The sequence below is a fragment of the Streptomyces sp. Ac-502 genome (assembly GCF_045222935.1).
Classification (GTDB): Bacteria; Actinomycetota; Actinomycetes; order Streptomycetales; family Streptomycetaceae; genus Streptomyces; species Streptomyces monomycini.
The window spans coordinates 7040344-7064991 of sequence record NZ_JBHFFO010000001.1; the positions used below are offsets into that span (position 1 = coordinate 7040344).

Annotated in this window: 13 protein-coding genes, 1 tRNA gene and 3 pseudogenes; 13 read left to right on the plus strand and 4 right to left on the minus strand. The window is 71.8% G+C overall.

Annotated features, from left to right (window positions below; genetic code table 11):
• Positions 1-158: 158 nt before the first annotated feature.
• The 3 genes and pseudogenes from ACEXOX_RS32225 to ACEXOX_RS32235 all read left to right on the plus strand — a co-directional run.
• Positions 159-9803: pseudogene (locus tag ACEXOX_RS32225) on the plus strand (amino acid adenylation domain-containing protein); the annotation flags it as partial.
• Positions 9804-9853: 50 nt separating this feature from the next.
• Positions 9854-10777 (plus strand): condensation domain-containing protein, encoded by a 924-nt coding sequence (locus ACEXOX_RS32230; RefSeq protein ID WP_406526540.1) that lies wholly within the window; start codon positions 9854-9856, stop codon positions 10775-10777.
• A gap of 104 nt (positions 10778-10881) precedes the next feature.
• Positions 10882-11340, plus strand: a pseudogene (locus ACEXOX_RS32235) (MSMEG_6728 family protein); the annotation flags it as partial.
• A 1097-nt stretch (positions 11341-12437) separates the two neighbouring features.
• Here the strand turns inward: ACEXOX_RS32235 and ACEXOX_RS32240 are convergent.
• Both ACEXOX_RS32240 and ACEXOX_RS32245 read right to left on the minus strand, forming a co-directional pair.
• Positions 12438-12791, minus strand: a pseudogene (locus tag ACEXOX_RS32240) (ATP-binding cassette domain-containing protein); the annotation flags it as partial.
• A 133-nt stretch (positions 12792-12924) separates the two neighbouring features.
• Entirely contained in the window at positions 12925-13098 is a 174-nt protein-coding gene (locus ACEXOX_RS32245; protein ID WP_406524523.1) for a hypothetical protein, read from the minus strand.
• A 162-nt stretch (positions 13099-13260) separates the two neighbouring features.
• Between ACEXOX_RS32245 and ACEXOX_RS32250 the strand changes: the two genes are divergently transcribed.
• Together ACEXOX_RS32250 and ACEXOX_RS32255 are read left to right on the plus strand one after the other, a co-directional pair.
• The gene (locus ACEXOX_RS32250) at positions 13261-15075 is read left to right on the plus strand and encodes a DUF262 domain-containing protein (RefSeq protein WP_406524524.1); all 1815 of its coding nucleotides are present in this window, start codon (positions 13261-13263) and stop codon (positions 15073-15075) included.
• Positions 15059-16090: a CBS domain-containing protein gene (locus tag ACEXOX_RS32255; protein ID WP_406524525.1), complete on the plus strand. Its 1032-nt coding sequence runs from the start codon at positions 15059-15061 to the stop codon at positions 16088-16090. Before ACEXOX_RS32250 ends, ACEXOX_RS32255 begins: the two co-directional genes overlap by 17 nt.
• Here the strand turns inward: ACEXOX_RS32255 and ACEXOX_RS32260 are convergent.
• A complete protein-coding gene (locus ACEXOX_RS32260; RefSeq protein WP_406524526.1) occupies positions 16066-16242 on the minus strand; it encodes a hypothetical protein in 177 nt (58 codons plus the stop codon). The genes ACEXOX_RS32255 and ACEXOX_RS32260 overlap by 25 nt on opposite strands.
• Positions 16243-16400: 158 nt before the next feature.
• Here ACEXOX_RS32260 and ACEXOX_RS32265 point away from each other — a divergent pair, with 158 nt between their 5' ends.
• Together ACEXOX_RS32265 and ACEXOX_RS32270 are read left to right on the plus strand one after the other, a co-directional pair.
• Positions 16401-16622 carry a hypothetical protein gene (locus tag ACEXOX_RS32265; protein ID WP_406524527.1) on the plus strand — a complete coding sequence of 74 codons (222 nt, stop codon included), beginning with the start codon at positions 16401-16403 and terminating at the stop codon, positions 16620-16622.
• Positions 16619-16906: a hypothetical protein gene (locus ACEXOX_RS32270; RefSeq protein ID WP_406524528.1), complete on the plus strand. Its 288-nt coding sequence runs from the start codon at positions 16619-16621 to the stop codon at positions 16904-16906. The genes ACEXOX_RS32265 and ACEXOX_RS32270 overlap by 4 nt, the downstream gene beginning before the upstream one ends.
• 196 nt (positions 16907-17102) lie before the next feature.
• Here ACEXOX_RS32270 and ACEXOX_RS32275 read toward each other — a convergent pair.
• Positions 17103-17174, minus strand: a tRNA-Arg gene (locus ACEXOX_RS32275).
• 191 nt (positions 17175-17365) lie between these two features.
• Here ACEXOX_RS32275 and ACEXOX_RS32280 point away from each other — a divergent pair.
• From ACEXOX_RS32280 to thrB, 6 genes are all read left to right on the plus strand, one after another.
• On the plus strand, positions 17366-17830 hold the full coding sequence (locus tag ACEXOX_RS32280) for a response regulator (RefSeq protein WP_406524529.1): 465 nt from the start codon (positions 17366-17368) through the stop codon (positions 17828-17830).
• A 148-nt stretch (positions 17831-17978) separates the two neighbouring features.
• Positions 17979-19061 (plus strand): ArgS-related anticodon-binding protein NrtL, encoded by a 1083-nt coding sequence (nrtL, locus tag ACEXOX_RS32285; RefSeq protein ID WP_406526541.1) that lies wholly within the window; start codon positions 17979-17981, stop codon positions 19059-19061.
• 192 nt (positions 19062-19253) lie between these two features.
• The gene (gene lysA / locus ACEXOX_RS32290; RefSeq protein ID WP_406524530.1) at positions 19254-20645 is read left to right on the plus strand and encodes a diaminopimelate decarboxylase; all 1392 of its coding nucleotides are present in this window, start codon (positions 19254-19256) and stop codon (positions 20643-20645) included.
• A gap of 184 nt (positions 20646-20829) precedes the next feature.
• Entirely contained in the window at positions 20830-22158 is a 1329-nt protein-coding gene (locus tag ACEXOX_RS32295) for a homoserine dehydrogenase (protein ID WP_406524531.1), read from the plus strand.
• Positions 22159-22166: 8 nt separating this feature from the next.
• Entirely contained in the window at positions 22167-23243 is a 1077-nt protein-coding gene (gene thrC, locus ACEXOX_RS32300) for a threonine synthase (protein ID WP_406524532.1), read from the plus strand.
• Positions 23244-23617: 374 nt separating this feature from the next.
• Positions 23618-24535: a homoserine kinase gene (gene thrB, locus ACEXOX_RS32305; protein WP_406524533.1), complete on the plus strand. Its 918-nt coding sequence runs from the start codon at positions 23618-23620 to the stop codon at positions 24533-24535.
• Positions 24536-24648: the final 113 nt, after the last annotated feature.

Genomic DNA, 24648 nt, shown 5'->3' on the forward strand with positions numbered 1-24648 from the left:
CCAGTGCGGCCACGGCCCGGGCAAGCCACCCCCATCAGCGCTTTCGCTTCTTTTGAACGGCCCGCTCCAGGCGTCGGCCGACGAGTGGAGGACCAGTGAACGACATCACGCAGGCGGCGGTTTCCGCCGATCCCTTCCCGGAACTCTTCGCCCGGCAGGTGGCCCGCACCCCGGACGCCACGGCGCTGGCCTTCGAGGACACCACCCTGTCGTACCGCGAGCTGGACGCGCGGGCCAACCGCCTGGCGCACTGGCTCGCCGGACAGGGCGTGGGCCCGGAGACCCGCGTGGCGCTGGTCCTGCCGCGTACGGTGGAGCTGGCGGTCGCCCTGCTCGCCGTCCTGAAGGCGGGCGGCGCTTACGTACCCGTCGACCCGGAGTACCCGCGGGCCCGCCGCGCGTTCATCCTCGCCGACGTGGCCCCCGTCCTCGTCCTCGACGAGGCGACCCTGCCCCGCGACCTGTCCGGCCACCCCGCGACCGACCCGGGCGTGCGCCTCACGCCCGGCCACGCCGCGTACGTCATCCACACCTCCGGCTCGACCGGCGTGCCCAAGGGCGTCGTCGTCTCGCACGCGGGCCTCGCCGGGCTGGCGGCCGCGCAGGCCGAACGGTTCGCGGTGACGGGGGAGAGCCGCGTCCTCCAGTTCGCCTCACCCAGCTTCGACGCGTCCGTCGCCGAGTTCTGCGGCGCCTGGCTGACCGGCGCCGCCCTCGTCATGGCGCCCGCGGCCCGCCTGCTGCCCGGCGCGGGCCTCGCCGAACTGGTCGCCGAACAGCGCGTCACCCACGCCACCCTGCCGCCGTCCGTGCTGGCGGCGCTCCCGCCGCACACCACCCTCCCGGAGATCACCACGCTGGCGGTGGCGGGCGAGGCCTGCCCGCCGGACGTGGTCGAACGCTGGTCGGCCGGGCGGCGCCTGGTCAACGCGTACGGCCCGACGGAGACCACGGTGTGCGCCACGGTGAGCGCGCCGCTGTCCGGCCGCGTGGTGCCCGCGCTCGGCACGCCGATCGCCGACGTACGCCTGTACGTCCTCGACGCGGCGCTGCGCCCGGTGCCGGACGGCACCACCGGCGAGCTGTACGTCACCGGCAGCGGCCTGGCCCGCGGCTACCTCGGCCGCTCCGGGCTGACGGCGGAGCGGTTCGTGGCCTGCCCGTTCGGCCCGGCGGGCGCGCGGATGTACCGCACGGGCGACCTGGTACGGCGCCGGGGCGACGGCGAGCTGGAGTTCGTCGGCCGCGCCGACGACCAGGTCAAGGTACGCGGCCACCGCGTCGAGCCGGGCGAGGTCGAGCAGGTGCTCGGCGCGCACCCGGCGGTCGGACAGGCCGTGGTCACCGCCCGCGAGGACCGGCCCGGCGACGTCCGCCTGGTCGGCTACGTCGTACCGGCCGACGGCCCCGCGCCGGACGCCGGGGCCGACGCGCACCAGGTCGGCGAGTGGCAGGAGATGCACGACCTGGTCTACGCCGACGAGGCCAAGGCGCAGGACGACGAGCCGCCGTTCGGCGAGGACTTCGGCGGCTGGAACAGCAGCTACGACGGCACCCCGATCCCCGTAGCGGAAATGCGGGACTGGCGCGCCGAGACCGTACGGCGCATCCTCGCGCTGAAGCCCCGCCGGGTGCTGGAGATGGGCGTCGGCAGCGGCCTGCTGCTGTCACAGGTGGCGCCCGCCTGCGAGGCGTACTGGGGAGCGGACTTCTCGGCCCCGGCCGTCGAGCGGCTGCGCCGTCAGGTCGCCGCCGTACCGGAGCTGGCCGGAAAGGTCGAGCTGAGCTGCCGGCCCGCCGACGCGACCGAGGGCCTGCCCACCGGGTACTTCGACACCATCGTGATCAACTCGGTCACCCAGTACTTCCCCAACGCCGCCTACTTCCTGCGCGTCCTGCGCAACGCCGTGGACCTGCTGGCCCCCGGCGGCCGGGTCTTCGTCGGCGACCTCCGCAACCGGCGCCTCCTCCGGCTCTTCCGTACGGCCGTCGAACTGCACCGCGCCGGAGCGGACACCGAACCGGACGCCCTCGGCGCGGTCGTCGACCAGAGCGTCCGGCTGGAGAAGGAACTCCTGGTCGACCCGGACTTCTTCGCCGCGCTGCCCACCGAACTTCCCGACGTGACGGGCACCGACCTCCAGCTCAAGGGCACCCGCCACCACAACGAGCTGACCCGCCACCGCTACGACGCCGTCCTGCACAAGCGGCCCGCCCGCACGGTCTCCTTCGCCGACGTCCCCAGCCTGGCCTGGGGCCGGGACGTCACCGACGAGACCACCCTCGCACAGGCCCTGCGCGACCGGCCCGGACAGCGGCTGCGCCTGACCGGGGTGCCCAACCCGCGCCTGGCGGGCGAAGCGGCGGCCGAGGCCGCCGTCACGGCGGGCCTGCCGGTGGACGAGGCACGCTCCCGGCTGGCCGCCACCGGCACCGCCGACGGAGCCGAACCCGAGCAGCTCACCGGGCTTGCCGCCCGCCTCGGCCGCTGGGCTGCCGCCACTTGGGCGCCGGGCAGTCCGGAAGGCCACTACGACCTTCTTCTCGCGCCGCGGGAAGACCTCGCCTCGGCGGCCCCCGTCGGCCTCTGCCGCCCGGCCGGCGACCTCACCGGCCCGCTCGCGGACCACACCACCGACCCCGGCGCGGCCCTGACCACCGCCGCCCTGGTCACCGCCCTCCACCGGCACCTGCGCGACCGGCTCCCCGCCCACCTCGTCCCGTCCGCCCTCGTCCCGCTGGACACCCTGCCCCTGACGCCCAACGGCAAGGTCGACCGCGCCGCGCTGCCCGCGCCCGGCCTGGCCCGACCCGGTGACGAGACCGGCGGCCGGGCGCCGCGCACCCCGCGCGAGGGCGTGCTGTGCGAGCTGTACGCCGACATCCTCGGCGTGCCACGGGTCGGCATCGACGACAACTTCTTCACCCTGGGCGGCCACTCGCTGCTCGCCACCCGCCTGATCGGCCGCATCCGCACCGCCCTGGACGTGGACCTCCCGATCACCGCCGTGTTCGAGGCGCCCACGGTCGCCGCGCTCGCCGCACACGTCGACGCCGCCGCCTCCGGGGGCCGCCCGGCCCTGCGGCCGGTCCCGCGCCCCGACGTGCTGCCCCTGTCGTACGCCCAGCGCCGCCTGTGGTTCCTGCACCGGCTGGAGGGGCCCAGCGCCACGTACAACGTCCCGACCGCGCTGCACCTGACCGGCGAGCTGGACCACGACGCGCTGCGCGCCGCGCTGGGCGACCTGCTCGCCCGGCACGAGAGCCTGCGCACGGTCTTCCAGGAGGCGGCCGACGGCACCCCGCACCAAGTCGTGATCGGGCCGGACGGCTTGGCCGGAATGCCGTCCGTCCTCTCCGTGGTGCGGACCGCCCCGGACGACGTGCGGCGCCTGCTCCGCGAGGCCACCCGCCACACCTTCGACATCGCCACCGAACTGCCCCTGCGCGCCACGCTGTTCCAGACCGGTCCCGGCGAACACGTGCTGCTCCTGCTGCTGCACCACATCGCGGGCGACGGCTGGTCGTCGGCGCCGCTCTCGCGCGACCTGGCGGCGGCGTACGACGCGCGCCGCGCCGGACGGGCACCGCGGTGGGCCCCGCTGCCGGTCCAGTACGCCGACTACACCCTCTGGCAGCGGGACTTCCTCGGCGATCCGCGGGACCCGTCCAGTGTCCAAGCGCGGGAACTCGATTATTGGACACGGCAGCTGACCGGCCTCCCCGAGGAGATCGCGCTCCCGTACGACCGCCCGCGTCCCCGACGCGCGACGTACCGGGGTGATGCCCTGGATCTGGAACTCCCCGCGAGCCTGCACGCGAAGCTGCACGCCCTGGCGCGCGACACCGGCACCAGCCTGTTCATGATCGTGCAGGCGGGCCTGGCGGCCCTGCTCACCCGCCTCGGCGCCGGCACCGACATCCCGCTCGGCAGCCCCGTCGCGGGCCGCACCGACCAGGCCCTGGACGACCTGGTGGGCTTCTTCGTCAACACCCTCGTGCTGCGGACGGACACCTCCGGCAACCCGACCTTCCGCGACCTGCTGCGCCGCGTCCGCGACACCGACCTCGCCGCCTGGTCCCACCAGGACCTGCCCTTCGAGCAACTGGTGGAAGCCCTCAACCCGGTACGGTCGGCGGGCCGGCAGCCCCTGTTCCAGGTGGTCGCCGCCGTGCAGAACGCCCCCGAGGGCGGCTTCGACCGGCTCGGCGTCCGCACCCGTACCGAGCTGGTCAGCACCGGCACCGCCAAGTACGACCTCTTCCTCAGCCTCTGGGAGCGCCAGGGCCCGCAGGGCGAACCGCGCGGCCTGGACGGCTTCGTCGAGTTCAGCACCGACCTCTTCGACCGCTCCACGGTCGCCACGCTCGCCGCCCAGTTCGTCCGCGTCCTGGAGACGGCCGTCGCCACGCCGGACGTGCCGCTCGCCCACCTCGACGTGCTGACCACCGAGGAGCACGAGCGGCTGCGGCGGAACGCGTCGGTGGCCCGTCCGGCGGTCCGGCACAGCACCCTGCCCGAGCTGTTCGCGGAGCAGGCGGCCCGTACGCCGGACGCCACGGCGCTGGTCTTCGAAAACGTCTCGCTCACCTACCGTGAGCTGAACGCCCGCGCCAACCGCCTCGCCCACTGGCTGACTGGCCAGGGCGTGGGCCCGGAGGCGCTGGTGGCCGTGGTGCTGCCGCGCTCGGCGGAGCTGGCGGTCGCGCTGCTCGCCGTCCTGAAGGCGGGCGGCGCGTACGTACCCGTCGACCCGGACTACCCCGCCGAGCGGCGCGGCTTCGTCCTGGCGGACACCGCGCCCGCCCTCGTCCTGGACGCCTCGGCGCTGCGCCAGGACCTGTCCGCGTACCCGGACACCGACCCCGCCACCGGATTGCGTCCCGCCCACCCGGCGTACGTGATCCACACCTCCGGCTCGACGGGCACCCCCAAGGGCGTCGTGGTCTCCCACACCGGCCTCGCCGCGCTGGCCGCCGCGCAGGCCGAGCGGTTCGCGGTGACGGGGGAGAGCCGGGTGCTCCAGTTCGCCTCGCCGAGCTTCGACGCGTCGGTCTCCGAGATGTGCGTGACGTGGCTGGCGGGCGCCGCCCTGGTCATGGCGCCGGGGGAGCGGCTGCTGCCGGGCGCCGGGCTGGAGGACCTGCTCGCCGCGCAGCGCGTCACCCACGCCACGCTGCCGCCGTCGGTCCTGGCCGCCCTGCCGCCGCACGAGACGCTGCCCGGCATCGTCTCGCTGGTCGTGGCGGGCGAGGCCTGCCCCGCCGACCTGGTGGAACGCTGGTCGCCCGGCCGCCGCATGGTCAACGCGTACGGCCCGACCGAGGCCACCGTGTGCGCGACGGTGGGCGAACCGCTGTCCGGCCGCGTGGTGCCCTCACTCGGCGCACCGATCGGCGACGTACGGCTGTTCGTGCTCGACGCGCTGCTGCGGCCGGTGCCGGACGGCGGCGCGGGAGAGCTCTACCTGGCGGGCTCCGGTCTGGCCCGTGGCTATCTCGGGCGCTCCGGGCTGACGGCGGAGCGCTTCGTGGCCTGCCCGTTCGGCCCGGCGGGTGCGCGGATGTACCGCACGGGCGACCTGGTACGGCGCCGGGGCGACGGCGAGCTGGAGTTCGTCGGCCGCGCCGACGACCAGGTCAAGGTGCGCGGCCACCGCATCGAGCCGGGCGAGGTCGAGCAGGCGCTCGGCGCCCACCCGGCGGTACGGCAGGCCGCCGTGGCGGCGCGCGCCGACCGTACCGGCGACCTCCGCCTGACCGGCTACGTCGTACCCGCCGAGGACGCCGCCCGGCAGACCCTCGCCGCCGACCTCCGCCGCGACCTGCTCGCCCGGCTGCCCGAGTACCTGGTGCCGTCCGTCATCACGGTCCTCGACGCGCTGCCCCTGACCCCGAACGGCAAGGTCGACCGCAAGGCGCTGCCCGCCCCCGATCCGGCCCGCACCGGCGCCGACGCGGGCGCCCGTGCCCCGCGCTCGCCGCAGGAGGAGATCCTGTGCGAGCTGTACGCCGACCTCCTCGGCGTCACCAACGTCGGCATCGGCGACAGCTTCTTCGCCCTCGGCGGCCACTCCCTGCTCGCCACCCGCCTGGTCAGCCGCGTCCGCGCGGTCCTCGGCGTGGAACTGCCCATCGCCGCCCTCTTCGAGGCCCCCACCGTCGAAGCCCTGGTCGAACGCCTCGGCCTGTCCACCGCGCGCACCCGCGGCGCCCTGCGGCCCATGCCGCGCCCCGAGGTGCTGCCGCTGTCGTACGCCCAGCGCCGCCTGTGGTTCCAGTACCGCCTCGAAGGCCCCAGCCCCACCTACAACATCCCCCTCATGCTGCGCATCGAGGGCCCGGTGGACGAGGAAGCGCTGCGCGCCGCCCTCGGCGACCTGCTCGCCCGGCACGAAAGCCTGCGCACCGTCTTCCGCGAGACCGGCGGCACTCCGCAGCAGGTGATTCTCGACCCGGCCACCGAACCCGCCGCCTTCGACATCCTCAGCGTCACCGAGGACGTCCCCGGCGACCCGGAGGCGTTCCGCGCGCTCCTCAAGGAAGGCGCCCGGCACCGTTTCGACCTGACCGCCGACCTGCCGCTGCACGTGAAGCTCTTCCGCGTCGGCCCGGCCGAGAACGTCCTGCTCCTGCTGCTCCACCACGTCGCCGGTGACGGCTGGTCGATGGCGCCGCTCTCCCGCGACGTGGCGACCGCGTACGACGCGCGCCGCCAGGGCCGGGCACCGCAGTGGGACCCGCTGCCCGTCCAGTACGCCGACTACACCCTCTGGCAGCGGGACTTCCTCGGCGACCCCGAGGACCCCGACAGCGTCTACGGACGCCAGATCGCCTACTGGCGCGAGCAGTTGAAGGGCATCCCCGAAGAGATCGCGCTGCCCTCCGACCGCCCGCGGCCGCAGCGCGCCTCCTTCCGCGGCGACTCGATCACCTGGGAGATCCCCGCGCGGCTGCACCAGCGCCTGCACGCCCTCGCGGGCGAGACCGGCACCAGCCTCTACATGGTGCTCCAGGCGGGCTTGGCCACCCTGTTCACCCGGCTCGGCGCGGGCACCGACATCCCGCTCGGGAGCCCCGTCGCGGGCCGCACCGACCAGGCCCTCGACGACCACATCGGCTTCTTCGTCAACACCCTCGTGCTGCGTACGGACACCTCCGGCGACCCGACCTTCCGCGAACTGCTCCAGCGCGTACGGAGCACCGCCCTCACCGGCTGGGCCCACCAGGACCTTCCGTTCGAGCAGCTGGTCGAAGCCCTCAACCCGGTCCGCTCGGCGGCCCGCAACTCCCTCTTCCAGACCATGCTCACCCTCGACAACGCACCCGAAGGCGAATTCACCCTCGGCGGCCACCCCGCCCACACCGAGCCCGTCCACGTCGACGCCTCCCGCTTCGACCTGTCCGTCTTCCTGACCGAACGGCGCGGCGCGCACGGCCAACGGCCCGGCATGGACGGCGCGATCGAGTACAGCACCGACCTCTTCGACCGGCGCACGGTCGAGGCGCTGGCCGCCCGGTTCGTCGCCCTGCTCGACACCGTGACCGCCGACCCCGACCAGCCGCTCGCCCGTCTCGACGTGCTGACCGCCGACGAGCGGGCCCTGCTGCTCGGCGAGGTCAACGCCACCGACCGGCCGCTGCGGCGCACCTCCCTCGCGGCGGCCTTCCAGGCGCAGGCGGCCGCGCACCCCGACGCCCCCGCCCTCACCTTCCAGGACACCACCCTCACCTACGCCGAACTGAACGCCCGCGCCAACCGCCTCGCCCGGCACCTGACCGGCGCGTACGGCGTCGGCGCCGAGAGCCGCGTCGCCGTCCTCCTGGACCGCTCCGCCGACCTGGTCGTCGCGATCCTCGCCGTCCTCAAGGCGGGCGGCGTGTACGTACCGCTCGACAAGCGCTACCCGGCCGCCCGGATGCGGCTGATCGCGGCGGAGACCGAAGCCGTCGTCGTCCTGACCCAGCAGGACCTGCCGGCCGCCGCCTACCTCCCCGGCGTCCCGGCCCTGGCCGTCGACGCCTGCGCGGACACGGTGGCGGACCTGCCGGACACGGACCTCGCCGGGCCGACGGCGTACGCCGACTCCGTCGCGTACGTCATGTACACCTCCGGCTCGACCGGTGCGCCCAAGGGCATCGCCGTCACCCAGGGCGACGTGGTGGCCCTGGCCGCCGACCACTGCTGGGCCGAGGACGGCCCCGACGGCGCCCGGCACACCGTGCTCGGCCACGCCTCCACCGCGTTCGACGCCTCCACCTTCGACCTGTGGGTCCCGCTCCTCAACGGTGGCCACCTCGTCATGGCCCCGCCCGGCGACCTCACCCCCGACGACTACCGCACCCTGCTCACCACCCACCGCATCACCGCGGTCCTCCTCACCACCGCCCTGTTCACCCTGCTCGCCGAGGAGTGCCCCGGCGCGCTCGCGGGCGTCCGGCAGGTCTGGACGGGCGGCGAGGCCGCCTCCCCGTCCGCCGTACAGAAGATCCTCGACGCCTGCCCGGACACCCGCGTCTTCAATGTCTACGGGCCCACCGAGGTCACCATGTCGGCCACCTACCACCCGATGCGCGCACCGCGCCGGATCGCCGGAAATGTCCCCATCGGACGCCCCATGGACAACATGCGTGTCTACGTCCTCGACAGCGCCCTGCGCCCCGTCGCCCCCTCGGTGACCGGCGAACTGTACGTCGGCGGCACCGGCCCCGCCCGCGGCTACCTCAACCGCCCCGGCCTCACCGCCGAACGCTTCGTCGCCGACCCCTTCGGCGCCCCCGGCGCCCGCATGTACCGCACCGGAGACCTGGTCCGCTGGACCGCGGACGGACAGCTCGACTACGTCGGCCGCGCCGACTCCCAGGTCAAGATGCGCGGCTTCCGCATCGAACTCGGCGAGATCGAGACCGTCCTGGACTCCCACCCCGCCGTCGCCCAGGCCACCGTCAACCTGCGCGAGATCACCCCGGGCGACGCACGCCTGGTCGCTCACCTCGTCCCCGTCTCCAGGGAAGCCTTCGACGCCACCGCCCTCCGCCGCCACCTGCGCGACCGCCTGCCCGCCTACATGGTGCCGACCGCCCTGGTGGCCCTCGACACCATGCCGCTCACCCCGAACGGCAAGGTCGACCGCAAGGCTCTGCCCGCCCCTGACCCCCGCTCCGAACTCGGCGGCCGCGGCCCCCGCTCCCCGAAGGAAGAAATCCTCTGCGGGCTGTACGCCGACGTGCTGCGCGTCCCCCGCGTCGGCATCGACGACAGCTTCTTCGCCCTCGGCGGCCACTCCCTGATGGCGACCCGCCTGATCAGCCGAATCCGCACCGCCCTGAACGTCGAACTGCCCATCGGCGCCCTCTTCGAGGCCCCCACCGTCGCCGCCCTCGGCCGGCGCCTGGACTCCACCACCGCCCAGGCCCGCCCGCCGGTGAAACCCGCCGTACGCCCCGACACCGTCCCCCTCTCCTACGCCCAGCGACGGCTCTGGTTCCTGCACCGCCTCGAAGGCCCCAGCCCCACCTACAACATCCCGCTCGCCCTGCGCTTCTCCGGCAAACTCGACCACGACGCCCTACGGGCCGCCCTCGGCGACCTCGTCGCCCGGCACGAGAGCCTGCGCACCGTCTTCCCCCGCCGCGCCCGCGCCGCCCAGCAGATCATCCTGGCGCCCGACTCCGGCCGTGACCTGCTGACCGTCGTCGAGACGGACCCCGACGGCCTGGCCCCTGCCCTGCACGCAGCCGCCGCCCACTCCTTCGACATCACCACCGAACACCCCCTGCGGGCCACCCTCTTCCCGACCGGCCCGGACGAGCACGTCCTCCTCCTGCTGCTCCACCACATCGCGGGCGACGGCTGGTCCATGGCCCCCTCTCCCGCGACCTCGCCGCCGCCTACGACGCGCGCAGCGCGGGCGAGGACCCGCAATGGTCGCCGCTCCCCGTCCAGTACGCCGACTACTCCCTGTGGCAACAGGACTTCCTCGGCGACCCGGCCGACCCCGACAGCACCTACAACCGCCAACTGGCCTTCTGGCGCGACCAACTCGCCGACCTGCCCGCCGAGATCCCCCTCCCTCTCGACCGCCCCCGCCCGGACGTCACCACCTACCGCGGCGACATGTTCCCGATCCACCTCCCCGCCGACCTCCACCAGGGCCTGCACGCCCTGGCCGGCGACACCGGCACCAGCCTCTACATGGTCGTCCAGGCCGGCCTCGCCACCCTCCTCACCCACCTCGGCGCCGGCACCGACATCCCCCTCGGCAGCCCCGTCGCCGGCCGCACCGACCAGGCCCTGGACGACCTGGTGGGCTTCTTCGTCAACACCCTCGTCCTCCGTACGGACACCTCCAAAGACCCCACCTTCCGCGACCTCCTTGCCCGCGTCCGCGACACCGACCTCGCCGCCTGGGCCCACCAGGACCTCCCCTTCGAACAACTCGTCGAAGCCCTCAACCCGGCCCGCTCCACCGCCCGCCACCCCCTCTTCCAGACCCTCCTCACCCTCGACAACGCCCCCGAACGCCACTTCACCCTCGGCGGCAACCACGCCCGCCCCGAACCCGTGGACCTGCACGTGGCCCACTTCGACCTGTCCTTCGGCCTCACCGAACAGCGCGCCCCGCAAGGCACGCCCGAGGGCCTGGACGGTTTCGTGGAATACAACACGGATCTCTTCGAGCGGGGGACGGTGGAGGGGATGGCGGCGACGCTGATCACGCTGCTGACCGCGGCTGTCGCCACTCCGGACGTTCCGCTGTCCGGACTGCTGCCGTAACCCGTGCGGGGCGCCGCACCACTGGGCCACCCGGCGTCCCGCCACTGGGCCATCCGAAGCAACCGCCCCTGCACGGTCACCGTGCAGGGGCTACACCTGTCCCCATGCAGACCTTCCTCCCGTACCCCGACTTCGCGGCCTCCGCCGCCGTCCTCGACGCGCGCCGACTCGGGAAGCAGCGGGTGGAGGCCCTCCAGGTCCTGCGCGGCCTCACCGTCCCCGGCTACGGCTGGCGGCGCCACCCGGCCGTCCGCATGTGGGCGGGCTATGAGGAGGCCCTGGTCCGGTACGGCCTCGAAATGTGCCGCGAATGGACCGACGCCGGCCGCCAGGACACCTGCGCCGCGACCCTGGCCACCGACTTCACGTCCTACCGCCCAGAGGCGCCGGTACGGGCGTACGCCGAACTGGCCGAAGCCGGCGAACTTCCGAACTGGCTCGGCGACCCGGCCTTCCACCGCAGCCATCAGTCGGCCCTGGTGACCAAGGCTCCGGAGCACTACCGGACGCTCTTCCCCGAGGTGCCGGAGGGGTTGCCGTATGTGTGGCCGACGTCCGACCGGGGGCGGGGGAGGCGGAGTGAGGATGAGGCGGGCCGGGGTGGACCGGGGTGTCAGTCCCGGCTGAACCGCCGCGCCGCCCCGGTCAGGAAGACCACCGCGACCAGCACCGCCGCCACCGCCAGCACCACCACCGGAGGCAGTCCTACCTGCTGCCCCTCGACCCGGATGGCACCCATGAAGTCGAAGACCGGCAGACCGTTGGCGACCGTGTACCAGAGGGGCAGGTAGACCGCCTGGAAGAGGCGATGAGTACGGCTGAGAGTACCCAGCGCCAATGCCAGCGACGGGACGAACAGCGCGCCGGCCGCCCAGCAGGCGACCCCCGTGACATCACCGGCGACGACCAGCCGGACCAGCGGCCCCAGACCCACCGCGGCGGTGAGCGTGGCGCCCGCCGCCCACTCCGCGGCCATCCGGCGGTGCGCCGACGGGTAGGCACCGAGGATGCCCTCGACACCGTGCTCGTAGCGCTGGGTGCCCAGCCGCGACCAGATCAGGACCGGCCAGAGCCAGGACACCGGCAGCATCAGCCGCGTCGCGCCCGGCAGCGGTGAGCAGACACCGAGGAGCAGCCAGAACCCGGCACCCCACCACCATGCCGACCCGCCTTGCACCAGAATGCGCAGCTCATCGACCCACAGGCGCAGCAGGACGCGGCCCGGTCGCGGCGGCGTCCTCAGCACGGCCGCAGCGGGGGCCCGCCGCCCGTCTGCCGAGCGCGCCTGCTCATCCACGTACAGGCGGGGGACCTCCCCGGCCACCGGACCCTGCCACTGACGCTCGGCCACCGGACCCTGCCACTGACGCTCGGCCATCGAGCCCTCCCGCCGGCGCTCGGCCGACCCGGCCGGTTGCCCGGCGCGATCAGGGTCGAAGCGGTGGAACCACAGCGCGGGCAGCAGGGCGGCGACCACCGCGTTGCCGACGAACGCCAGCCGGGCCAGGACGTAGCCGATGTCCGGCGTGAAACCGTGCCAGTCGAACACCCGCAGCGGCCTGTCCAGATAGGTGAACCCCAGACTGAACGCGCCGTCTACCGTGACCTTCTGCGCCAGCATGTCCCGGTACATCGACATGGCGACGTCGTTCACCCCGATACCGCCCGCGACCACCGCGATGTCGGACGCCACCGACTCCGCGTCGGAAACGATGTGGGTGGAGAACAACACCACCTCGTCCGACGCGAGATCGCTGAGCAGATTGCGGAACTGCACCCGCTCCTGCGGATCCAGCCCGGCCGTCGGCTCGTCCACGACGATGACCTGCGGATCGCCGAGCAACACCTGCGCGATGCCCACCCGGCGCAGCATCCCACCGGAGTACGTGCCCAGCGGCCGCTTGACCGCATCGGTGAGATTGACCAGCTCCAGCAACTCATCGATACGGGCTCTGGCCGGCCGGGCCGAATCCCCCTTGGCGGCAGCCAGGTACCTCAGGAACTCCCGGGAGGAGTTGCGGGACGAGGTCGCTCGTCACCCTTTTCCGGTAGTCCGGAGGTACGCCTGGCGGGGAAGGCCGTCCGCCGGTTCCCCAGCACCCGGGCCAGAAGCTCCCGGTCCCCGATGACGCTGAGATACGTCGCCATCAGGCCCCACCCCGCAGCTGCTCACGGAGGTCCTGGAGCCGGACCTCGGGATTCTTCTTGAGGACGTACTTGCCGTAGCCGTTGATGTCGACCCCGGTCTGCGCATCGAGGGCGGGCGACGGCTTGGAGAACGCGCGGCCGTCCTCGAACTCCAGCCAGCCGTCCGCCGTCACTGTGGCCTCGTGGGTCAGCCCGCGGCGCGGTTTCCCTGCAAGCTTGGTCGGATTCGGTCATGCCATGCCCGGTGGCCAGTAGCATGTCGACCCTGTGACGTAGGGGAGCATCTGTGTCGGTGGGGGTTTGAAGTGGCTCTGGACGGGCCCAGTTTGGGCAGGATGCTGGACGACGTGGCGGCTGGCAGGATCCAGCTCCCCGACTTCCAGCGACAGTGGAAGTGGGACGACGACCGGATCCGCGCCCTGCTGGCGACCGTGACGCTCGACTACCCGCTGGGCGTCGCGATGACGCTGGAGACGGGCGGCGACGCCCAGTTCAAGGCCCGGCCGCTGCACGGCACCGATGTGCAGCCGCACGTGGTCCCGGAGCAACTGCTGCTCGACGGTCAGCAGCGGTTGACCTCCTTGTTCCAGGCGCTCCGGTCGGACCGCCCGGTGGAGACGACGGGTGCGCGCAACAAGCCGCTCAGGCGCTGGTACTACGTCGACATCGCCAAGGCCGTGGACCAGGCGGCGGATCGTGACGAGGCGATCGTGTCCGCACCCGAGGACCGGGTGGTGCGCGGAGCTCACGGCCGCACGAGCCAGGACCTCTCGACGCGCGACAAGGAGTGCGCGAGCGGCCTGTTCCCCCTGAACCTGATCTTCGAACCGGAGTTGACCGGAAAGTGGCAAAGGGCCTACGTCAGCGGTGGCGACGACCGCTGGGACCTGTGGTCGGCGTTCCAGGCCCGGGTCATCGACACGGTCAAGGGCTTCAAGGTGCCCTTGATCCGCCTCCCGAAGGAAACCCACAAGGAGGCGGTGTGCTCGGTGTTCGAGCGGGTCAACACCGGCGGCGTCGTCCTCAACGTCTTCGAGCTGCTCACGGCGACCTACGCGGGGGACACGCAGTACTCGGCGGGCCACGGCGGCCAGGACTTCAGCCTCATCAAGGACTGGCAGGCCATCAAGAGTGAACTGTGCGCCGGACACCAAGTGTTCGGCACCCTGGACAAGGACAACGGCCAGGAGACCGGGCTCACGAGCCTGGACTTCCTCCAGGCCATCGCGCTGGTGCGCACGTACGTGCGTAAACAGGCCTTCCTGGCGGAGCACCCCGGAGCGACGAACGCCCCGGCAGTGAGCTGCAAGCGCCGAGACCTGCTGCACCTCCCGTTGGCCGACTACACGCAGATTGCTCCGAAGACGGCCGAGGCGCTGTCCTGGGTGGGCCGCTTCCTGGCCACGCAGCATGTCTTCCGCGAGCGTGACCTGCCGTACGGGTCGCAGGTGGTGCCCCTGGCAGCCATCGCCGTCCTTCTCGGCGAAACGCTGCAGGAGCCGGCGGTTCAGGAGAAACTTGCCCGCTGGTATTGGTGCGGTGTCCTCGGTGAGCTGTACGGAGGGGTCACGGACACCCGGTTCGTGCGCGATGTCGAGCAGGTGGTCGGCTGGATCAAGGACGGCGGCGCGGAGCCCGACACCGTCACCGAAGCGACGTTCCAGGAACAGCGCCTGCACCGGCTCACTTCACGCAACAGCGCCGCATACAAGGGTGTCCACGCCCTTCTCCTCAAGGAGGGCGCGATCGACTGGTACTTCCACGGGGAGCCGATCAACGAGCAGTTCCTGATCGGGCAGTACGTGGACATCCGGCAGGTCTTCCCGAAGGCCTGGTTCGAGCAGAACGGCGTGGACGGCAGCCGGATGAGCAGCATCGTCAACAAGACACCGCTGTCCTACCGGGCGATGCAGGAGATGGGGGCCGGCGCGCCGTCGACGTACCTGACCGCCTTCGAACGGCATACCGGCAGTCCGGGTGACTGGTTCGACGACATCATCGGAACGCACCTCATCGACGCCGAGGCGTTGCGCGCGGACGACTTCGACGCTTTTTACCGGCACCGGACGGCCAAGCTCCTGGAACTCGTGGAGCGGGAGATGGGCAAGGCCGCGGTGCGCGAGGGGGCGAGCGTTGCCAACGCCGGATGAGGCCACCGTCAAGGGACTGGAAGGCACAACCCTGTCGAGCCGGCGCCTGCTGTCGTTGTGGGGCTACCGGATCCGTGACCACGCGTCCGTCCCTCAGGTCCGGCTCGACCTGACGAACGCAGGCCTGGACACAGTGCCTGACTTCGCGGCCGGTGCTTTGGACGACGAGGTCACGATCGTCCCGCTCGCCCGCGAGCGAGGCGCGGCCGCCGACACCGATGACGGCGATGACGCCACCGAGCAGGACCCGGCCGATGACTCCGAGGAAGCCGTCGGGGTGTTCCCGCAGGCGGCGATGCGCGTGCACGACCTGCCCTGTGCCCACAGAGTCGCAGCGACCACACCCGATGAGCCGCTGTCCGCAGCGATGGGCAGAATGGCGGAGCACGGATACTCACAGCTTCCCGTGATCGACACGTCGGGAACCCTGCACGGGGTCGTCACCTGGGCATCGATCGTTCACATGCACGCGACCGGACGTACGACGTGTCTGGCCAACGCGATCACCACGGAATACGAGATCGTCAACGCCTCGGCCCATCTGCTGCCGGTACTGCCGGCGATCCGCGCGCACGAGTTCGTTCTCGTCCGAGCCGCCGACGGCCAGGTGTGCGGCATCGTCACCTCCGCCGACCTCGCCGGCGAGTTCGGCACCGTGGCCCGCCCCTTCTTCACCTTGGGCGAGATCGAGCGCCGACTGCGGCGCTGCCTGGGACGTGTCTACGACCAGGCCGACATCCAGAAGGTGCACAAGAAGAAAAACTCGGTCGACGAGATGATGTTCGGCGAGTACATCCGCCTCCTGAAAGACGAGGGACGCTGGAACAAACTCGGGTGGCCCCTCGTCGACCAGGACCACTTCATCGGACTGCTCAACCGCGTGAAAGACGTCCGCAATACGGTCATGCACTTCAACGCGCCATCACTCAGGGCCGAACAACTCGACCTGCTGGACAGCTTCGTCGCCATGCTGCGCCAGTACGACCCTGACTACGGGGCGACCAACAGGGGCTGAACCACGGAGCTGGATGAATACGCGTCGTCTGCCAGGGCGGCCGGCACCTGGCGTTCGTCGATCTTGCGGTCGGCCAGGCAGGCCACCGGCAGCCCGGCCGGGGCAGGCATCAGATACAACTTCGGGCCCCAGTAGAAGAGCACCGCGGTCACCGAGGTGCACCTACAGTGCGGTCAAGAGGGTGTATCTGGTTCGCTCGTCACCACCCGCTGCTGGACACCCTCCCTGTGTGGGAATAACCGCTTCCGATTTCTCGCACTCACCTGGAGGCGCAGTTAGGCAAGATGAACACATCGGAAAGCAGTGGGGCATGCAACTACCGTTGCGCACGATGTGCTCAGATGGAATGGGAATGGCGTGGATCCGAGGTGTAATGACCGGCGTACTTGCAAGCCTTGTGGCGTTCGCCCGTAAATCATCCGCTCAACCATTTGTTGCTATTGAAGATTTCTGGGGCGGTGCGATCATAGGTTTTTCGGTTGGCTATTTCGGTTTCCAGAATTTCGCCGACATGTTGAAGCTGGCAAAATGAGAGATGGGCTGGAGCTCCCTGCAAGCTTCGCGGTCGACGGGGGAGCGGAACAGCTGTTCATGGAGTTCGGTACTGATTTTCCCCGCTCCTTCAACCTGGAGGCTCGTGACTACGTCGTCATGCTCGAAGCTCGACTTGGCCACCTTGAGAAGTGGCAGCCCTGGGCGAAGTTCACGTGGCACGCCGCCCGCATCACGGAGACGGCTTTCGTAGCCCACCGGAACTCGACTGCAGGTCTGACGAGCGAAGCGAGGGCCGAGGGGGAGCTCGACTCAAGGCATTGACTGCGAGAGCCGAGGCGAAAGTGAAGACCCACGCCAACCAGACCGGTGGAGATGCTGGCGAATGACCTGAGTGTGTCGGAGGTGCGTCACGAGATCACACAACGAGAGAGGGCGGAAGTCAGTGAGACTGACTCCCGCCCTCTTCTGTCGGCATCCGCCCTGGTCATCCTAGGAACGCTCCTAGATGAACGGCGAGTGCCCCCGGCAGGATTCGAACCTGCGCACACGGCTCCGGAGGCCGTTGCTCTATCCCCTGAGCTACGGGGGCGTGTCGGCCGCTGCTTGCGGCGACGGGTAGAACACTACCAGCTCTGACGGGGTGTTCATGAACGGGTCGGGGGAGGGCGGCGTAGCGCATGGGGGAGTGGGGGTGGGGGCCGTCGGGGAAAGGTCCCTCGCACGGGGGCGGAAGTGGGGAAAACCCGGACGTGGCCGGAGGCGCGCGCCTAGTCTCAAGGTGTGCCTGGCTTGTCCGGCCGGGTCCTTGTGGTCGACGACAACAAGGTCATCCGGCAGTTGATCAGGGTCAATCTCGAGCTGGAGGGCTTCGAGGTCGTGACCGCGGCTGATGGTGCCGAGTGCCTGGACATCGTGCATCGGGTCGCTCCGGATGTGGTGACGCTCGATGTGGTGATGCCCCGGCTCGACGGGCTGCAGACGGCGGCGCGGCTGCGGGCCGATCCGCGGACGCGGGGGATTCCGCTCGCCGTCGTCTCCGCGTGTACGCAGACGGAGGTGGAGAGCGGGCAGGCGGCCGGGGTGGACGCGTTCCTGGCGAAGCCGTTCGAGCCCATGGATCTCGTGCGTACGGTGCGGCGGCTGATGAGTCGCGGCGGGGAGGCGCCGGAGGAGGCGGAAGGAGAGGGGGGTGCCGAGGCTGACGCCGGTGGGGATGCGGAGTCGGTGGTCCGGCCGGCCGGCTGAGGGTTCGGGCGGTGACGGAGGGTGTGGGGCCGGCGGGTTGTCCGGTGGGTGAAACGTGGTGGCGGTGGGGGACCGTTTCTCCCATACGCTGGGGGGTGTGACCCCCGCTGAGCTCTCCCGCGCCACCCTGTGCGCCGTACGTGGTGCCGTGGCGGACGGGGAACTCTCCGTGACGGTTCCGGAGCGGGTTGTCGTGCGTGCGCCCATGCCGGGAGAAGGCGGGGGCGGTGAGACCGATCTCGCCTGCAATGTCGCGCTGCGGATCGCCAAGGAGGCCGGGCGGCCGCCGCGTGAGGTGGCGGAGGTGTTGCGGCGGCGGTTGCTGGGGACTCCCGGTGTCGCGGGAGTGGAGATCGCCGGGGCCGGATTCTTGAATGTGACGTTGACCGGGCCCGCCCGCGCCGAGTTCGTGTGGAGCGTGAGGGAGCGGGGAGCGTTGCCGGCACCGGGGGCCGGGGGTGCGTCGGTGGTTTTGCGGGCCGCGCCGGGTGTGCGGGCCGCGGTTGTGGTTGAGGCTTTGGGGCGGATTCTGTCCGTGGAGGGAGCGGGGGAAGCGGGGGGCCGGGACGCGGTTGAGGTAGGAGAGGCGGGGGAGCCGCGGGTTGGAGTGATTTGTCCGCGGCCGGTGAAGGTTTCTTGCGAGGAGGGTTTCTCGTACGCAACCTCCGCGGGGATTGCGGAGGGTTCCGCCTCCGCCCCCGTGGCCTCCGCCCCCCACGAATGGCACGCCCTCACCACCCGCCTGGGCCCCGACGAAGCCCGCTGGGTGCTGCTGCGGCCCGCGCAGCACGATGCTGTGCGGCTGCCCGCGAGGCCGGTGCAGCGGGAGAGCAATGGGCGGTTTCGGGTGCAGTACGCGTATGCGCGTACGTGTGCGATGACGCGTAACGCCTGGCAGTTGGGGTTCGCGGCCGAGCCGGGGGACGTGGGGGCCGACGACTGCGGCGGGTGGGAAGTCCGGGAAATACGGGAAGTCTGGTCGGCGCTGGCCGAGTATCCCGGCGTCGTCGAGGCCGCCGCGCGGCACCGGGCGCCCGATCGGGTCGCGCGGCATCTGGAAGTGACCGCCGACGCCTGGCTGCGGTGCCATGAGGTGTGTCCGCCGCTGCCCGTCGGGGAGGAGAAACCCTCGGCCGTGCACCGTGCCCGGCTGGCCCTCGCCGAAGCCGCCGGAACGGTGCTCGCCCACGGCCTGCACCTGCTCGGCATCTCCACGCCCGAACGGCTGTGACCCGAACGACTGTGACCCGAACGACTGTGACGAAGCGATCGGCCGAGACGGTCCACGACCGTCCCGGCCGTCCGCGATCGCCCGGCCGTCCGTGATCGCCCGAACGTCTGTGATCCGCCCGGCGCCGCCGTACGCGCGGCGACGCCGGACTCGTACCCGAGTACCCGAGTACCCGAGGGGAACCTCCACGCCATGAGCCGCTCCGCCCACCCCGCAGGCCCCCGTCACGGTGACGTGCTGCCCGAGGGGCACTACACCGCTCCGCCCACCGACCTGAACAGTCTCGATCCGCGGGTGTGGTCCCGTACGGTCGAGCGCTCCGCCGACGGGGTGGTCACCGTGGGCGGGATCGACGTGACCGCGCTCGCCGAGGAGTTCGGGACGCCCGCGTACTTCCTGGACGAGGACGACTTCCGGGGCCGGTGCCGGGCCTGGAAGGAGGCGTTCGGGGAAGGGGCGGACGTCTTCTACGCCGGGAAGGCGTTCCTGTCGCGGGCCGTGGTGAAGTGGCTGGCGGAAGAGGGGATGAACCTGGACGTGTGCAGCGGTGGCGAGCTGGCCACGGCGCTCGCTGCGGGCATGCCGGCCGAGCGGATCGCGCTGCACGGGAACAACAAGAGCATCGAGGAGATCACCCGGGCGGTCGAGGCCGGGGTCGGGCGGATCGTGCTGGATTCGTTCCAGGAGATCGTGCGGGTGGCGCACGTCGCGGACCGGCTGGGCAAGCGGCAGCGGGTGCAGATCCGGGTGACGGTGGGCGTCGAGGCCCATACGCACGAGTTCATCGCCACCGCGCACGAGGACCAGAAGTTCGGGATCGCGCTGGCCGGCGGGCAGGCCGCGGAGGCCGTCCGGCGGGTGCTGAAGCTGGACGGCCTGGAGCTGGCCGGCATCCACTCGCACATCGGGTCGCAGATCTTCGACATGGCCGGTTTCGAGGTGTCGGCGCGGCGCGTGGTGCAGCTGCTCACCGAGGTACGGGACGAGCACGGCGTCGAGCTGCCGGAGATCGACCTGGGCGGCGGGCTGGGCATCGCGTACACCTCGGACGACGACCCGCGCGAGCCGCACGAGATCGCCAAGGCGCTGGGCGACATCGTGACGCGGGAGTGCGCGGCGGCCGGGCTCGGTGTGCCGCGCCTGTCCGTGGAGCCGGGCCGCGCCATCGTCGGGCCGACCGCCTTTACCCTGTACGAGGTGGGCACGGTCAAGGAGCTGGACGGGCTGCGTACCTACGTCTCCGTCGACGGCGGCATGTCGGACAACATCCGTACGGCCCTGTACGACGCCGAGTACAGCGTGGCGCTGGTCTCGCGTGCCTCGGACGCGCCGCCGATGCTCTCGCGGGTGGTCGGCAAGCACTGCGAGAGCGGCGACATCGTCGTACGGGACGCGTTCCTGCCCGCCGACGTGGCCCCCGGCGACCTGCTGGCCGTGCCCGCGACCGGTGCGTACTGCCGGTCGATGGCCAGCAACTACAACCACGCGCTGCGCCCCCCGGTGGTCGCGGTGCGGGCGGGCGAGGGGCGGGTCATCGTCCGGCGGGAGACCGAGGAGGACCTGCTCCGGCTCGACGTGGGATGAGGCGGAGGCGGCGGGGCCCCGTCGGCCGGACGGCGGCCCCGCCCCACCCCGCCCGGTGACCGGCACACCCGCCGGGTGACCGACAATGGTGGAACAGATGTCTCGCCATCCGGACCGGGGCCGGAATTCCCGGTCCGGTGCGTGAGACTGGTGCAGACCGAGCAGGGAAAGCGAAAGAGGTCGAATGATGCGTACGCGTCCGCTGAAGGTGGCGCTGCTGGGCTGTGGAGTGGTCGGCTCAGAGGTGGCGCGCATCATGACGACGCACGCCGACGACCTCACGGCCCGCATCGGCGCGCCGGTCGAGCTGGCCGGTATCGCGGTGCGCCGCCCGGACCGGGTGCGCGCGGGCATTCCCGCCGAGCTGATCACCACGGACGCGAAAGAGCTGGTCAAACGGGATGACATCGACGTGGTCGTCGAGGTCATCGGGGGCATCGAGCCCGCCCGTACGCTGATCACCACCGCGTTCGAGCACGGCGCCAGCGTGGTGTCGGCCAACAAGGCGCTCGTCGCGGCGGACGGTGCCGCGCTGCACGCCGCCGCCGAGGCCAACGGCGCCGACCTGTACTACGAGGCCGCCGTGGCCGGCGCGATCCCGCTGGTCCGGCCGCTGCGCGAGTCGATGGCCGGCGACAAGGTCAACCGGGTGCTGGGCATCGTCAACGGGACGACGAACTTCATCCTGGACAAGATGGACAGCACGGGGGCGGGGTACTCCGAGGCACTGGACGAGGCCACGGCGCTGGGATACGCGGAGGCCGACCCGACGGCGGACGTCGAGGGCTTCGACGCGGCCGCCAAGGCCGCGATCCTGGCCGGAATCGCCTTCCACACCCGGGTGACCATCGACGACGTGCACCGCGAGGGGCTGACCGAGGTCACCGCCTCCGACATCGCCTCCGCCAAGCGGATGGGCTGCACGGTCAAGCTGCTCGCGATCTGCGAGCGGGCCGCCGACGGTGCTTCGGTCACCGCGCGCGTGCACCCGGCGATGATTCCGCTGTCGCACCCGCTGGCTTCCGTGCGCGAGGCGTACAACGCGGTGTTCGTCGAGTCCGAGGCCGCCGGCCAGCTGATGTTCTACGGCCCCGGCGCGGGCGGCTCGCCGACCGCCTCCGCGGTCCTCGGCGACCTGGTGGCGGTCTGCCGCAACAAGCTGGCCGAAACCACCGGCCCCGGCGAGTCGGCGTACACGCAGCTGCCGGTCGGCCCCATGGGCGACGTGGTCACCCGCTACCACATCAGCCTGGACGTGGCCGACAAGCCCGGTGTCCTGGCCCAGGTCGCCACGGTCTTCGCCGAGCACGGCGTGTCCATCGACACGGTCCGCCAGCAGAGCAAGGACGGGGGTGCCGCCCGCTCCGTCGAGACCGACAACGGGGGCGAGGCGTCCCTCGTCGTCGTCACGCACCGGGCGGCCGACGCCGCCCTGTCGTCGACCGTCGGCGCGCTGCGCGACCTGGATACCGTCCGGGGCGTCGCCAGCATCATGCGGGTCGAAGGGGAGTAGAGGAACCCATGTCTGCCATTTCCACCGCGAGCCGTCAGTGGCGCGGAATCATCGAGGAGTACCGGGACCGGCTGCCGGTCGGCGCGTCGACCGAGGTCGTCACGCTCCGTGAGGGCGGTACGCCGCTGGTGCCCGCCCAGGTGCTCTCCGAGCGCACGGGCTGTGAGGTGCATCTCAAGGTAGAGGGCGCCAACCCCACCGGGTCCTTCAAGGACCGCGGGATGACGATGGCCATCACCCGGGCCAAGGAGGAGGGCGCCAAGGCGGTCATCTGCGCCTCCACCGGCAACACCTCCGCCTCGGCCGCCGCGTACGCCGTACGGGCCGGGATGGTGTGTGCCGTCCTCGTCCCGCAGGGCAAGATCGCGCTCGGCAAGATGGGCCAGGCGTTGGTGCACGGCGCCAAGATCCTCCAGGTCGACGGGAATTTCGACGACTGTCTGACACTGGCCCGGGGTCTCTCCGAGCGGTACCCCGTCGCACTTGTGAACTCTGTCAACCCGGTACGGATCGAGGGCCAGAAGACCGCCGCCTTCGAGATCGTCGACATGCTGGGCGACGCGCCGGACCTCCACGTGCTGCCAGTCGGCAACGCGGGCAACATCACCGCGTACTGGAAGGGGTACCAGGAGTACGCCGCCGACGGCATCGCCGCGCGCACCCCGCGCATGTGGGGCTTCCAGGCGTCCGGCAGCGCGCCGATCGTACGTGGCGAAGTCGTCAAGGATCCGCACACGATCGCGACGGCCATCCGGATCGGCAACCCCGCCTCCTGGCAGTTCGCCGAGCGCGCCCGGGACGAGTCCGGCGGCGCCATCGACGAGGTGACCGACCGTCAGATCCTGGCCGCCTACCGGCTGCTGGCCTCCCAGGAGGGTGTCTTCGTGGAGCCCGCCTCGGCCGCCTCGGTGGCCGGTCTGCTCAAGGCGGCCGACGAGGGCAAGGTCGACCCGGGCCAGCGCATCGTCTGCACGGTCACCGGCAACGGTCTGAAGGACCCCGACTGGGCGGTCGCGGGCGCCCCGCAGCCGGTCACCGTCCCGGTCGACGCGGACGCCGCGGCCGAACGCCTCGGCCTGGCGTAGTACGCCCCCGGAGATGCGACGCACCCGGCCGCGGTTTCCCGCGGCCGGGAGTACGCCCCGAACGTGCGACACCGCGAAAAGGGGTTACGGAGCCCGCAGGAACCCCGTAACCTCGGACGGAGCAAAACCCTGCAAAGGCTGCAAAGGCGGCCGTGGGCCGTGGGCGGCGCGCGACACGCATCGTGCGCCTCCTGTGCGCCCTATGTCGCCACAGAACCTTCCTTCGATAGGCTGGCAGCCAACTCCCTCCCCACGGCATGTCGCAGTGGTGTGCAGGGCAGGTCAGAACGGTCCCCATGAGCCGGCCGGGCACCCAGGTGCCGCGGCGCTCCGGGGCAGTGCCGCAGCATCACATCAAGGAGAGTCATCGAGCGATGGCCGGTCCAGCGTTCCGCGCCGCCGCCGTCCGGGTGCGCACCCCCGCGACCAGCGCCAATCTCGGTCCCGGCTTCGACGCCCTCGGGCTGTCCCTGGGCCTGTACGACGACGTCGTGGTGCGGGTGGCCGATTCCGGCCTGCACGTCGACATCGCGGGCGAGGGTGCCGACACCCTGCCGCGCGACGAGAGCCACCTGCTCGTACGGTCCCTGCGCGCCGCCTTCGACCTGCTCGGCGGGCAGCCGCGCGGCCTGGAGATCGTGTGCGCCAACCGCATTCCGCACGGCCGCGGCCTGGGCTCCTCCTCCGCCGCGATCTGCGCGGGCATCATGGCCGCCCGGGCGGTGACCATAGGGGCCGAACAGAAGCTGGACGACGCGGCGCTGCTGGAACTGGCCACCGAGATCGAGGGACATCCGGACAATGTCGCCGCCTGTCTGCTCGGCGGCTTCACCCTGGCCTGGACCGATACCGGATCGGCGCGCGCGATCAGGATGGATCCCGCCGATTCCATCGTTCCGGTGGTCTTCGTACCGGGCAAGCCGGTGCTCACCGAGACCGCGCGGGGCCTGCTGCCGCGTACCGTCCCGCACGTGGACGCCGCGGCCAACGCCGGCCGCGCCGCACTGCTCGTCGAGGCCCTGACCAGGCGCCCCGAGCTGCTGCTGGCCGCGACCGAGGACCGACTTCACCAGGAGTACCGTGCTCCCGCGATGCCGGAGAGCCTGGCCCTGGTGAACCGACTGCGGGCGGACGGCGTCCCCGCGGTCGTCTCCGGCGCGGGACCCACGGTCCTCGCGCTGGTCCAGGAGGACGCGGCCGACAAGGTCGCCGGCCTCGCGGGCGAGGGGTGGGCGGCCAACCGGCTGGCCCTCGACGCGGCGGGCGCCTCGGTGCTGCCGCTCGCCGGGTGATCGACGATTGCCGGTCTTCGAGAGGGGAATGTTTGTTGGATCCGGTAGTGTTAACCTCAAGTGAGTACGTGACGCCTCTGTGGCGCGGTATTCCGTGTCCCTCATCGGGACCA

Bases quoted from the DNA above. Each gene is read 5' to 3' on its own strand.
- ACEXOX_RS32250 (WP_406524524.1), top strand. From the start codon at position 13,261: ATGCTGGACGACGTGGCGGCTGGCAGGATCCAGCTCCCCGACTTCCAG.
- ACEXOX_RS32265 (WP_406524527.1), top strand. From the start codon at position 16,401: ATGCAACTACCGTTGCGCACGATGTGCTCAGATGGAATGGGAATGGCG.
- ACEXOX_RS32270 (WP_406524528.1), top strand. From the start codon at position 16,619: ATGAGAGATGGGCTGGAGCTCCCTGCAAGCTTCGCGGTCGACGGGGGA.
- lysA (WP_406524530.1), top strand. From the start codon at position 19,254: ATGAGCCGCTCCGCCCACCCCGCAGGCCCCCGTCACGGTGACGTGCTG.
- ACEXOX_RS32295 (WP_406524531.1), top strand. From the start codon at position 20,830: ATGATGCGTACGCGTCCGCTGAAGGTGGCGCTGCTGGGCTGTGGAGTG.
- thrC (WP_406524532.1), top strand. From the start codon at position 22,167: ATGTCTGCCATTTCCACCGCGAGCCGTCAGTGGCGCGGAATCATCGAG.
- thrB (WP_406524533.1), top strand. From the start codon at position 23,618: ATGGCCGGTCCAGCGTTCCGCGCCGCCGCCGTCCGGGTGCGCACCCCC.